The 10881-nt window shown below is 61.5% G+C and carries 14 protein-coding genes; 8 read left to right on the top strand and 6 right to left on the bottom strand.

What is annotated here, in order from left to right; genetic code table 11:
• The 5 genes from P8Y64_11510 to kdsB form a co-directional block, all read left to right on the top strand.
• A partial coding sequence (locus P8Y64_11510; GenBank protein ID MEJ2061091.1) for an ATP-binding cassette domain-containing protein occupies positions 1–880 on the top strand: 880 nt, incomplete at its 5' end.
• Positions 861–2018 (top strand): glycosyltransferase N-terminal domain-containing protein, encoded by a 1158-nt coding sequence (locus P8Y64_11505; GenBank protein MEJ2061090.1) that lies wholly within the window; start codon positions 861–863, stop codon positions 2016–2018. The genes P8Y64_11510 and P8Y64_11505, both read left to right, overlap by 20 nt.
• Positions 2015–2998: a tetraacyldisaccharide 4'-kinase gene (lpxK, locus tag P8Y64_11500; GenBank protein MEJ2061089.1), complete on the top strand. Its 984-nt coding sequence runs from the start codon at positions 2015–2017 to the stop codon at positions 2996–2998. The genes P8Y64_11505 and lpxK overlap by 4 nt, the downstream gene beginning before the upstream one ends.
• Positions 2991–3179, top strand: coding sequence for a Trm112 family protein (locus P8Y64_11495; protein MEJ2061088.1), 189 nt, complete (start codon positions 2991–2993; stop codon positions 3177–3179). Before lpxK ends, P8Y64_11495 begins: the two co-directional genes overlap by 8 nt.
• Complete coding sequence (kdsB, locus tag P8Y64_11490; GenBank protein MEJ2061087.1) at positions 3176–3940, top strand: 3-deoxy-manno-octulosonate cytidylyltransferase; 765 nt, start codon at positions 3176–3178, stop codon at positions 3938–3940. The genes P8Y64_11495 and kdsB overlap by 4 nt, the downstream gene beginning before the upstream one ends.
• Before the next feature lie 69 nt (positions 3941–4009).
• Here the strand turns inward: kdsB and P8Y64_11485 are convergent, their stop codons facing one another.
• Entirely contained in the window at positions 4010–4315 is a 306-nt protein-coding gene (locus tag P8Y64_11485) for a hypothetical protein (protein MEJ2061086.1), read from the bottom strand.
• 51 nt (positions 4316–4366) lie between these two features.
• Here P8Y64_11485 and P8Y64_11480 point away from each other — a divergent pair, with 51 nt between their 5' ends.
• The 3 genes from P8Y64_11480 to P8Y64_11470 all read left to right on the top strand — a co-directional run bounded on the left by P8Y64_11480 (position 4367) and on the right by P8Y64_11470 (position 6565).
• A complete protein-coding gene (locus P8Y64_11480; GenBank protein ID MEJ2061085.1) occupies positions 4367–4957 on the top strand; it encodes an NUDIX domain-containing protein in 591 nt (196 codons plus the stop codon).
• A 639-nt stretch (positions 4958–5596) separates the two neighbouring features.
• Positions 5597–5992 (top strand): cupin domain-containing protein, encoded by a 396-nt coding sequence (locus P8Y64_11475; protein ID MEJ2061084.1) that lies wholly within the window; start codon positions 5597–5599, stop codon positions 5990–5992.
• 36 nt (positions 5993–6028) lie between these two features.
• Positions 6029–6565 carry a flavin reductase family protein gene (locus tag P8Y64_11470; protein ID MEJ2061083.1) on the top strand — a complete coding sequence of 179 codons (537 nt, stop codon included), beginning with the start codon at positions 6029–6031 and terminating at the stop codon, positions 6563–6565.
• Between the two features lie 19 nt (positions 6566–6584).
• Here the strand turns inward: P8Y64_11470 and P8Y64_11465 are convergent, their stop codons facing one another.
• The 5 genes from P8Y64_11465 to purB all read right to left on the bottom strand — a co-directional run.
• On the bottom strand, positions 6585–7382 hold the full coding sequence (locus P8Y64_11465) for a hypothetical protein (protein MEJ2061082.1): 798 nt from the start codon (positions 7380–7382) through the stop codon (positions 6585–6587).
• A gap of 152 nt (positions 7383–7534) precedes the next feature.
• Positions 7535–8068, bottom strand: a complete 534-nt coding sequence (locus P8Y64_11460) for a hypothetical protein (GenBank protein ID MEJ2061081.1) — start codon at positions 8066–8068, stop codon at positions 7535–7537.
• 179 nt (positions 8069–8247) lie between these two features.
• A complete protein-coding gene (locus P8Y64_11455) occupies positions 8248–8688 on the bottom strand; it encodes a GNAT family N-acetyltransferase (protein ID MEJ2061080.1) in 441 nt (146 codons plus the stop codon).
• Positions 8675–9850: a cupin domain-containing protein gene (locus P8Y64_11450; GenBank protein ID MEJ2061079.1), complete on the bottom strand. Its 1176-nt coding sequence runs from the start codon at positions 9848–9850 to the stop codon at positions 8675–8677. Before P8Y64_11450 ends, P8Y64_11455 begins: the two co-directional genes overlap by 14 nt.
• On the bottom strand, positions 9847–10881 hold a 1035-nt coding region (gene purB / locus P8Y64_11445; GenBank protein MEJ2061078.1), incomplete at its 5' end, for an adenylosuccinate lyase. The genes P8Y64_11450 and purB, both read right to left, overlap by 4 nt.

The raw sequence follows: 10881 nt of genomic DNA, 5'->3' as shown, positions 1-10881 counted from the left end.
GATGGAGCCGCTGCGCCGGCTGGCGCAGATCAATCCCACCCTGCAAAAGGGCATCGCGGCGGGCGAGACCATCTTCGCCCTGCTGGACGCCACGCCGGAAGCGGATACCGGTACCGAGCGTATCGAGCGCGCCAAAGGCCGTATCGAATTTCGCGATATCAACTTCCGCTACAGCGACGAAAAGGGCGATGTGCTCAAGGACATCGACCTTACCGTGGAGCCGGGCGAAACCGTCGCCCTCGTCGGGCGTTCCGGCAGCGGAAAGACCACGCTGGTCAATCTGCTGCCGCGCTTTTACGAAGTGACGGACGGCGGCATTCTGCTGGACGGGATTCCGGTCAAGACACTGAAGCTGGAAAGCCTGCGTGCGCAGATCGCCTACGTCGGCCAGCACGTGACGCTGTTCAACGATACCATCGCCAACAACATCGCCTACGGCATGGAAGGCGGGGTTTCCGAAGCGGCGATCGTCGAGGCGGCGCGCGCGGCGCACGCCTGGGAATTCATCGGGCAACTGCCCGAAGGGCTCAACACCATGGTGGGCGAGAACGGCGTGCTGCTTTCCGGCGGCCAACGCCAGCGCCTCGCCATTGCCCGGGCGATCCTCAAGGACGCGCCGATTCTGATTCTCGACGAGGCGACCTCGGCACTGGATACCGAGGCCGAGCGGCATATCCAGGCCGCGCTCGACAACCTCACCCGCAACCGCACCACCCTGGTCATCGCCCACCGTCTGTCGACGGTGGAGAACGCCGACCGGATCGTGGTGATGCGCGAGGGGCGGATCATCGAAATCGGGCGCCATGCTGAACTGCTCGCGCAGGGCGGCCAGTACGCGACGCTCTACCAGATGCAGTTCCATGAGCCGCAGGAAGCCTGATCCCGACGGCTACGGCAGCCGGCGGCTGCCGGTCTGGCGTGCCGGTCTGCGTGATCGCCTGCGCCGCAATCATGCGCGCGCCAATGCACGCCAGGGCTATCTGCGCCAACCGCACGACAGCGGTAAGATCATCTGGCTCAAGGCGGGAGGCAGCATGCAGTCGGTGCGTCTGGGCGTGGAACTGATGGGGGCGATACGCCAGAAGCGTCTCGATGTGCGACTGGTGCTGACCTTCGAGAACGACTATCCGGAGATCATCGAACCGCGGGTGAGCGGCATGCGCAAGATCGGTCTGGGCTACGGGCCCTGCGACCGCCCCCGCGTGGTGAACCGGGTACTGAAGCGGCTCGATCCCTTCGCCATTATCCTGGTCGACACCGAATTCCCCGAACGGCTCGCGGAACTGGCGCGCGCACAGGGCAGGCATCTGCTGGCGTTTCACACCGAACCGGGAAGCGTGGCCGTCGAGGCGGCCTATCCGCGCGATGCGGCCCAGGAAGCGCGCTGGCAAACGGCCGGGCAGGGCGCCTATGTGGCGCCGGCGGCGGATACCCGTTGCCAGTTCGTCGAGGCGCATGCCGACACCACATTGAAGTCCCTGGCCGCACAGGGCGAGCGTCATCTGTGGTGGTGGCACGGACCTGCGGCGCAGGCGGCATTCATTGCCGCAGTGTGGCGCGCCAGCGAACTGGCGCAGGACGGCTTGCTCTTTATCTCGCTGCATGGCGATGATGGCGAGGCGGCCGTGGCCGATTTAAGAATCAGCGCCTGGGACCGCACCGCATTACCGGCGGGCCACGTCGTGTGGGTGGATGACGCACGCTGGCTGGGAGCGCTGGCGAGCGCGGCCACCGCCGTGCATCTGCAGCAGGCCGCCGGCGAGGTGCTCTGGCAGGCCCTGGCGGGCGGTTCGGCTCTGGATACCACCGCGCCGGTCGCCGAGGGCGTGGTATTGCCGGAATCGGTGCCCGTCACCGATGATTCGGTGGAAGCGCTTATCAGTCGTTGGGCGGTGTATCACGACTCGCCTATACTGGCGCGGCAGATCGGCGATGCCTGCCGAAGAAGGTTCTGGGACGAACGCCGCCGCGTCGAGTCGGTGAGCAGGGAATTCTTACAAAGGGTTTTCGACTGGTGATTAACTTAGAAGATTACTGGTACCGGAAAAACGTCCTGTCCTTCGTGCTGCTGCCCGTTTCCTGGCTGTTCTGCCTGGTGGCGCTGGTGCGCCGCAAATTCTACGAACTGCGCAACAGCATCTGGCCGCGCATCCCGGCGCCGGTGATCGTGGTCGGCAACCTCACCGTGGGCGGCACCGGCAAGTCGCCGATGGTCATCTGGCTCGCCCATCTCCTGAAGGCCAATGGCTACAAGCCGGGCATTATCAGCCGCGGTTACGGCGGCAAGGCGAAGAAATGGCCGCGCATGGTCACCGGCAAGAGCGATCCCGAACTGGTCGGTGACGAACCGGTGATGATCGCCCACCGTACCGGCGTACCACTGGCCGTCGGCCCCAAGCGCAACAAGGCAGGGCGCATGCTGGTCAAGAAATTCGGCTGCAACGTGATCGTTTCGGACGACGGGCTGCAGCATTACGCAATGGCGCGCGACATCGAGATCGCCATGATCGACAGCAAGCGGCGTTTCGGCAACGGCTTCTGCCTGCCCGCCGGCCCGCTGCGCGAGTCGCCCCGCCGTTTGAAGGAGGTCGACTTCGTGGTGGTGACCGGGCGTGCCGGCAACGGCGAATTCGTCATGGGGCTGACCGGCGACACCGTCGTCAACCTGCGCGATCCGAGCGTGACCCAGTCGCTGGGCGCCTTCCGGCATCAAAAGGTCAACGCCATTGCCGGCATCGGTAACCCGCAGCGGTTTTTCGACATGCTGAGCGCCAACGGCATCGAGGTGGTCGGTCATCCCTTCCCCGATCATCATCGTTACACCTTGAACGACGTGCGCTTCGATGATGAAGTACCCCTGATCATGACCGAGAAGGACGCGGTGAAATGCCGCGAATTCGCCGGCTCCAATCACTGGTACCTGCCCATCGCCGCCGTGCCCGACCGCGCCTTCGCCAAACAACTCATCACCCGTTTGAGGAGATTGAAACGTGGATAAACGCCTGTTGGACATCCTCGTTTGTCCCGTCACCAAGGGTCCTTTGATCTACGACAAGGACAAGCAGGAGCTCATTTCCAAGTCAGCGCGTCTGGCCTATCCGATTCGCGACGGTATTCCCGTCATGCTCGAGGAAGAGGCGCGCACCCTGACGGACGAAGAAGTCGAAAGCTACAAGTGAGTTTTCGCGTCGCCATCCCGGCGCGCTTTGCGTCGACCCGCCTGCCCGGCAAACCGCTGATTCCCCTTGCCGGCAAGACCATGCTGGAGCACGTGTATTTGCGTGCGCAGGAAAGCGGTGCGGAGGAGGTGGTGATCGCCACCGACGACGAGCGCGTGCGCGCCACGGCCGAGTCCTTCGGGGCCCGTGTCGTGTTGACCTCGTCGGACCACGCCTCGGGCAGCGACCGTATTGCGGAGGTGGCCGATCTGCTCGCCTGGGGTGACGACGACATCGTCGTCAACCTGCAGGGCGACGAGCCGCTCACGCCGCCGGTTATCGTCGCCCAGGTCGCGATCAACCTGGCGGCGCATCCCGCCGCCAGCATTTCCACCCTGTGCGCACCGATTACCACGGCGGGGCAACTGCTCGATCCGCATATCGTCAAGGTCGTGCGCGACGCTAACGAATTCGCCCTGTATTTCTCCCGTGCCCCGATTCCCTGGGAGCGCGACCCCATGGACGTGGAAAACGAGGGCGTGCATCACGCCTGCTACCGTCACATCGGTCTTTACGCCTATCGCGTCGGTTATCTGAAGGAGTACGCCCGGCAGGAGGCCTGCGAGCTCGAAACCATCGAGCGGCTCGAACAACTGCGCGCGCTCTGGTACGGCGCGAAAATCCATGTCGGCGTGGCCGAGGAACAGCCCGGTCATGGCGTGGATACGCCGGATGACGTGGCGACGGTGGAAGCGTTGTTGCTCGCGCGGGATGATGAGTGAGGCGTAAGGCGTAAGGCGTCAAAGTGCTGGGTGCTGAGGGTGTGCTTCTTACTCCTCACCCCTCACGCCTTACTCCTCACGGACTGAGCCGAAGGCGAGGTTGTGCAAGCGGCCGGTTTCTTCCGGCGTGAGCAGGGTGCGCAGCACCGGGTGCAGGCCTGAATCGACCTCGCTGTACACGGGGATGGTGTAGGTCTGGGTGACGCGGCGGCGGGCGTCGCCGTACTGATCGTGCTGGATGATCTTGTCGCCGCTCAGCTTGAGCAGCACGATGGCCGGGCCTTCGCTGAGCACCTCGATAAGTTCGCAGGGCACGTCGTCGACCACGACCTTGCGGCCGATCAGTGTCTGCAATTCCTGAAGCATAGAGGACATACCCGAGCATTATACTCAGTTTTGGCGTCACACGCCCGGAGGTGAATACGGATGAGATGGGAAGAACTGGACCGCGACACCCTCTACGAAGGGTTTTACAACCTCTACCGTTACCACCTGAGACACCAGCTCTTCGCCGGCGGTACCAGCGACGTCATGACGCGCGAACTCATCGACCGCGGTCATGCGGCCGGGGTCCTGCCCTACGACCCGCAGCGCGACCGGGTGGTGCTGATCGAACAGTTCCGCGTCGGCGCCATGGAATCATCCAAAGGCCCCTGGCTGATGGAGGTCGTCGCCGGGCTGATCGATCCCGGCGAAAGTCCGGAAGAGGTCGTGCGCCGCGAGTCGCAGGAAGAGGCCGGCCTGGAGCTCGGCGAACTCATCCATATTCATGATTACTACTCCAGCCCCGGCGGTTCCAACGAGCGTATCACCCTGTATGCAGCCAGGGTCGATTCCGAGGGGGCAGGGGGCATTCACGGCCTGGCGCACGAGCATGAGGACATCCGCGTCCACGTCATGTCGCTGGACGAAGCGCTGGAGCGTCTGCGCTCCGGCCTGATCGACAATGCCATGGCCATCATCGCCCTGCAGTGGGCTGCGCTGAACCGTGAGCGGCTGAAACAAGCCTGGGGCTAACTAATGAGAGTGCCTATCGCTATTTCAGCGATATTATTGATTGTCGTAATAGCGCTGACTATTTGGATGCATGCTTTATGTTTAGAAACAAAAGACTATATTGGTTTGGTGATCGGAGTATGGACTGCTGCAGGTGCTCTGGTTTCAGCAACGTTTGTCGTCTATGGATACTTAATTAATCTAGAAGTATTCAGGTAGTCTCAGAGTCCAAAGCTTCTTATTTTTGTAGATAATGCGCAAGCTACACTCATTGAGTCTGGAGAATTAGTTCATCAAACAAGAATTAATTATAGGAACTTGGGAGACGTTGAGTGCGCTGATCTCCATCTCTTCGCCAAGCTGATAAATGAGAATGAGACAATAGAGATACCTGGGTTGTTTTCTTCAAATATTAATCTTCAACCCAGAGATGAGAGAGTTAGGGATTTTCCAACAATGCGATATTTTATGTCCAATGGGATCCCTAAACACGTAGTCGATAATCTAGCTAAATATAATTTTAGGGTCGGCTACAGTTATAGGCTATTTGGGAAAACTATTAAGCGTGAATATGGTTACGTATGGAATGCAGAAATGCAGAAGTGGGATATCGCTTAAGTAAGTTTATTGTGCGATTCTACTGATTAACCGTATTTGGGAATGAAAGAACAAATCAAAAAATTTGATCCGAGTTTGGAGTTCCATACATCCGAGCAGTGCTACATCAACGAGCTGTCCAATACGTCCGACGATCCGGATGTCTCCATCGCCCGGGCACGCGTCGAGCCCGGCGTGACCACCCGCTGGCATCGGTTGTCGGGCACCACCGAGCGGTATGTGATTCTCGAAGGCCGCGGCCGCGTCGAGATCGGCGACCTGCCACCGCAGGAGGTGGGTCCCGGCGACGTGGTGTTGATACCGCCGGCCTGCCGCCAGCGCATTGCCAATGTCGGTGAAAGCGATCTGATTTTTCTCGCCGTGTGCAGTCCACGATTCCGGCCCGAGGCGTATGAGGATATTGATACAACGCCACCGGACGAACCCGCCGCAGGGTGATGGCTCAAGCCTGCAATCGAACTGGAGGTGAGTGTCATGGCTAAACGCAGCTTGGCGTTATCCAAGGTTTATGCGCTGCTCGAACCCGGTCCCGTGGTGTTGCTGACGACCGCGCACAAGGGAGAGCTGAACATCATGACCATGTCGTGGCATACGATGATGGATTTCGAGCCACCGATCGTGGGTTGTGTGGTCAGCGACATGGATTACAGTTTCACCGCCGTGCGCAAGACCAGGGCCTGCGTGATCAATATTCCCACGGTCGAGTTGGCGGAGCAGGTGGTAGAGTGCGGAAACACCACCGGACGCGAAATCGACAAGTTCGCGACCTTCGGGCTGACGCCCAAAAACGCCTCGCTGGTCGAGGCGCCGCTGATTGTCGAGTGTTACGCCAACCTGGAATGCCGCGTCATCGACACGCGCATGGTGAACCGCTACAGCTTTTTCGTGCTGGAAGTGGTGAAGGCCTGGAGCGACCCGTCCGTGAAAGAGCCGAAGACGTTGCACCATCGCGGGTACGGCACGTTCATGGTTGCCGGCGAGACGATCAAGCTGCCTTCCAGGATGAAGTAGGCCGTGTCGTCTGGCGTGTTTAGTGCGCCACTTCCACCTTCACCGCGTAATCCAGCAGCTGGTTGCCCGAGCTGCTGCCGGCGCTGAGGGTGCCGCGCGATGAGTTCGACGTGGATTCCGAACTGCCGGCGATCGGTATCCATTCGCCCAGCCTGCCGCTGACGACAGTTTGCGCGGACTCGTGCGCGATGGTGCCGCCGCGCTGCAGGCGTTCGTGGATGGGCGAGATGGCGACCTGCACCTGCTGTCCGTGTACATGCGCCACGACGCTGAAGCCCCGGTTGACCGGACGTTCGGTGACGGTTTGCTGCCCGTAGCTGTATTGCGTGTAGGGCACGGTCTGGCCGATGGCGATGAAGGCCGGCTGTCCTTCGATAACCCGCACGGTTTGTTCGCCGGTTTCCGATTGACGATGCCGGCTTGCGCCGGCCTGAATCTGCACGCCCGGTTCGTCGCGTTCGCCGATGCGTACGTTGGCATCGGGCCCCAGCTCGATATTGCCCTGCGCGCCGATGGCCTGGCGTTGGCGCTGAATGTCGCTCAGCCGGCTTACGGAGACGATGAGGCTTTGCACCTTGCTGTCGAGTTTGTTGACCAGAGACAGCACGCGTTGGTAGGTGGCATCACTGCTGCGCAGGATCAGCACGTTGCCGCGCCCGCTCAGGGCGTCCTGAGGCGACAGCAGCGGCCGGATGACAGGCATGATTTCTTCGGCGCGGCGGTGGTGCAGGTCGATGGTATAGATCTCGTCGGCGTGCGCCGGCAGGAGACCTGTCAGCGCGACAAGAAGGAAGACGATGCGCAGTGCGCTATGCATACGAGTGAGGCGTCAGGTGTCAGGTGTGAGGCAGCCAGGGAAAGCACCGTATCGTTTTTTGGCGACATCGGGTGGGCAGGGGGATATTCGCTTGTTCTCCTTACGCTTCACGTCTCACTCCTCACGCTTTTCTCCTTACCCCTCACCAGCCTTTAAATCATCAGTCGGCGCAGGTTCGGGTCCGGCAGGCTGCTTTCCCACATTTCCATGAACACCTCTTCCAGGCTGGAGCCCAGGCGCGGATCGTTGAAGATGACCCGCCCGGTCATCTGGTCCGCCTTGGGGCGGATCAGGATGCCGCGTTTGTCGGCAACCATGAACGCCTGGTTGTACTGGCCGTAGTTCTCGTGCATCAGGCGAACCTGGATGTGGCTGCTGATCCGCTGTGCGAGGGTGATGAGACGATGGCCGTCACGCAGGATGGCGCTGTTATCCCGGATCAGGATGTAGATGCGGGTATAGCGGTTGCGGCGGGCGAAGTCGGAAGCAGCCTGGACGAATTCTTCCGTATCGTACAGCAAGGGGTCGAGCTGGCGGCTGACGATTAACATGCTGCGCCGTGCCTGCGTCATGATCTGCTGGGAGGCATAGCGGTTCTCCGCCGTGTCGCTTAGCGGGATCTCCAGGTCCCCCTCGCCGATTCGATTGTTTTCGAACGCCTCTTTAAGAGATGTCAGTGTGTCCATGTCGACATTTGGGCAGTGCTAATGAGGCGGATTCTAACAGCGATTTTTTGAATGTCACAAAAATGAAACTTTTTTGGTCAGACGAATGACTCAGGTCCGCTATCGTCGCCCGTTTTTGTGAGTCTTTTCCGCAGGCATTGTCGTTCGAAGTGCCCGGCATCGGGCATGGTGAAACCTGTTTACGTGAGGGCGAGCGCCATACGTCGGTGCGGGATGCCGGCATCCATGAACTCATCGCTGCAGACCGTGAAGCCGGCCTTTTCATAAAAGCCGATGGCATGGACCTGCGCGTCCAGCCAGACACGAACGTGTCCCTGTTGCCTCGCGATCCGGATAAGGTGTTCGAGCAACGCCTGTCCGATGCCGTGTCCGCGCCACGTAGGCAGCACCGCCATGCGGCCGATGTGCCCGTCCCGCAGCAGCCGTGCGCAACCCACGGATTCTTCGCCGACTTCGGCGAGGGCATGCATGCAATCCTCATCCAGGCCGTCCCATTCCAGTTCGGGCGGGACGCCCTGTTCCTGCATGAACACCCGTTCGCGGATCGTACGCAAAACCGAACCTGCGTCCTGCCAGGTTACGGTGCGAATCGTGAAGGGCGGTGCCTCATTCTTCGACATCGAGTGCGCCATAGCGGAACAGGTCGACCAACAGGTCGCACATCAGCGCATCGCCCTGCCAGAGCCCGGCATCGTAGGCGTAATCGCGGCAAAGCGTGGCGATGCGTGATCGATGGGAATCGGGCAGGGTCCATACCCTGCCGTTGGCGAAGAAATTCATCTTGCCGTCCGGCGTCTGCCGGAAGGCGAAGCGGGCGGCGGGATGACGGATCAGACGCGTGTTCGCATCCACCAGCGATGCGCGGACGGCGTCCTCGTCGAGCTCGCCCGGTTCGAAGTCGGCATGCCAGGTCAGCGCCGGTTCGGTGAGATAAGCCCCGAGCCAGGTCGGCAGTTGTTCGCGCCCCTTGTCCAGCACCGTCTGCATGAACGCGATCATCCTGTCGAGACTTTGGGCGTCGATCTCACCCGGTTCGTCGGCCGGTGGTCGCCCGGCATCCCCGAAGCGGCGTGCCAACGCCGGATCGTCCATCAGCGTTTCCAGCCAGCCGGAGATCAGTTCCTGTTGCGACGGTGCGCGAAAGCCGATGGAGGCGGTCAGGCAGTCATCGTCCTCGGATACGCCATGGTGCGCCACGCCGGGTGGCAGGTAGAGCATGTCGCCCGGTCCCAGCACCCATTCCTGTTCGGCATTGAAATGACGCAGGATGCTCAGCTCGGTGCCGGGCAGGGTGTCGTCGGAGTCGCCGTCGCGGGCGATCTGCCAGCGTCGGCGCCCGGCAAGCTGCAACAGGAAGACATCGTACTGGTCCGTGTGCGGGCCGACGGAACCGCCCACCGGTGCATAGCTGATCATCAGGTCGTCGATGCGCCAGTCGGGGATGAAGCGAAAGGGTTCGATCAGCACGCGCAGTTCGGGGACGTGTTTTTCCACGTCGCTGACCAGCAGCGTCCAGCGGGTTTCGGGCAGGGTGGCAAAGTCGGATTCGAGGAACGGCCCGGTGCGCAGTTCCCACGGACCTTTTTCGCCCTGTTCCAGCACGATGCGGCTGTGGATTTCCTCTTCGCAGGCCAGGCCCGCCAGTTCATCGGGCGACAGATCGAGCTGTTCGATTCCCGGCCAGGCGCTGCGCACCAGCAGTGGTTCGCGCTGCCAGTGCTGCGTCAGGAAATCGCGCGGGCTGAGCCCGCCCAGCAGTTGGACGGGAACGGCGGGTTTCACGACTGCGGCAGCTTGCGGGTCTGTGCCTCGGCGTTGCCGATGTAGTTGGCGGGGGTGAGCTGCTTGAGTTGTTCGCGCACCGCTTCGGGCAGTTCCAGGCTGTCGATGAAGGCGTGCAGGCGCTCGCGGTCGATGCGCTGCCCGCGCGTCAGTGCCTTGAGCTTTTCGTAGGGTTGCTCGATGCCGTACCGGCGCATCACCGTCTGGATGGGTTCGGCCAGCACCTCCCAGTTCCCGTCCAGTTCGTGGATCAGACTGGCTTCGTTCACTTCCAGTTTGCCCAGGCCCTTCATCAGGGACTGGTAGGCGATGCTGGCATGGGCCAGGCCCACGCCCAGGGTGCGCAGTACGGTGGAGTCGGTCAGGTCACGCTGCAGGCGCGAGATGGGCAGCTTGCGCGACAGGTGGTCGAGCATGGCGTTGGCCACGCCCAGGTTGCCTTCCGCGTTTTCGAAATCGATGGGGTTCACCTTGTGCGGCATGGTGGACGAACCGACTTCGCCGGCCACCACTTTCTGCTTGAAGTGACCGCGCGAGATGTACGCCCACACGTCGCGGCTGAAATCGATCAGCACGGTGTTGAAGCGCGCCAGGGCGTCGAACAGCTCGGCGATATAGTCGTGCGGTTCGATCTGAGTGGTGTAGGGGTTCCACGCCAAGCCCAGCGAGGTGACGAAATTCTGCGCAAAGGTCTCCCAGTCCATTTCCGGGTAGGCCACCATGTGCGCGTTGTAGTTGCCCACCGCGCCATTGATCTTGCCCAGAATCGGCACCGCGGCGAACTGGGTGCGTTGGCGTTTGAGGCGGTAGGCCACATTGGCTAGTTCCTTGCCCACCGTGGTGGGGGAGGCGGGCTGGCCGTGGGTGCGCGACAGCAGCGGAATGGCGGCGAACTGGTCGGCCAGCCCGCTGATGGCGTCGATGACGTTGTCCATCTGCTCGAGCAGCACCTGGCTGCGGGTCTCGCTCAGGATCAGCGCGTAGGCGAGGTTGTTGATGTCCTCGGAGGTGCAGGCGAAATGAAAGAATTC

It is taken from the genome of Gammaproteobacteria bacterium, from assembly GCA_037388465.1.
Classification (GTDB): domain Bacteria; phylum Pseudomonadota; class Gammaproteobacteria; order SpSt-1174; family SpSt-1174; genus JARRKE01.
This window is presented reverse-complemented; position numbering and strand designations above follow the sequence as displayed.

Coding starts and splice junctions, on each gene's coding strand:
- P8Y64_11505 (MEJ2061090.1), top strand. CDS start 861: ATGAGCCGCAGGAAGCCTGATCCCGACGGCTACGGCAGCCGGCGGCTG.
- P8Y64_11485 (MEJ2061086.1), bottom strand. CDS start 4,315: ATGTCCTCTATGCTTCAGGAATTGCAGACACTGATCGGCCGCAAGGTC.
- P8Y64_11480 (MEJ2061085.1), top strand. CDS start 4,367: ATGAGATGGGAAGAACTGGACCGCGACACCCTCTACGAAGGGTTTTAC.
- P8Y64_11475 (MEJ2061084.1), top strand. CDS start 5,597: ATGAAAGAACAAATCAAAAAATTTGATCCGAGTTTGGAGTTCCATACA.
- P8Y64_11470 (MEJ2061083.1), top strand. CDS start 6,029: ATGGCTAAACGCAGCTTGGCGTTATCCAAGGTTTATGCGCTGCTCGAA.
- P8Y64_11465 (MEJ2061082.1), bottom strand. CDS start 7,382: ATGCATAGCGCACTGCGCATCGTCTTCCTTCTTGTCGCGCTGACAGGT.
- P8Y64_11460 (MEJ2061081.1), bottom strand. CDS start 8,068: ATGGACACACTGACATCTCTTAAAGAGGCGTTCGAAAACAATCGAATC.
- P8Y64_11455 (MEJ2061080.1), bottom strand. CDS start 8,688: ATGTCGAAGAATGAGGCACCGCCCTTCACGATTCGCACCGTAACCTGG.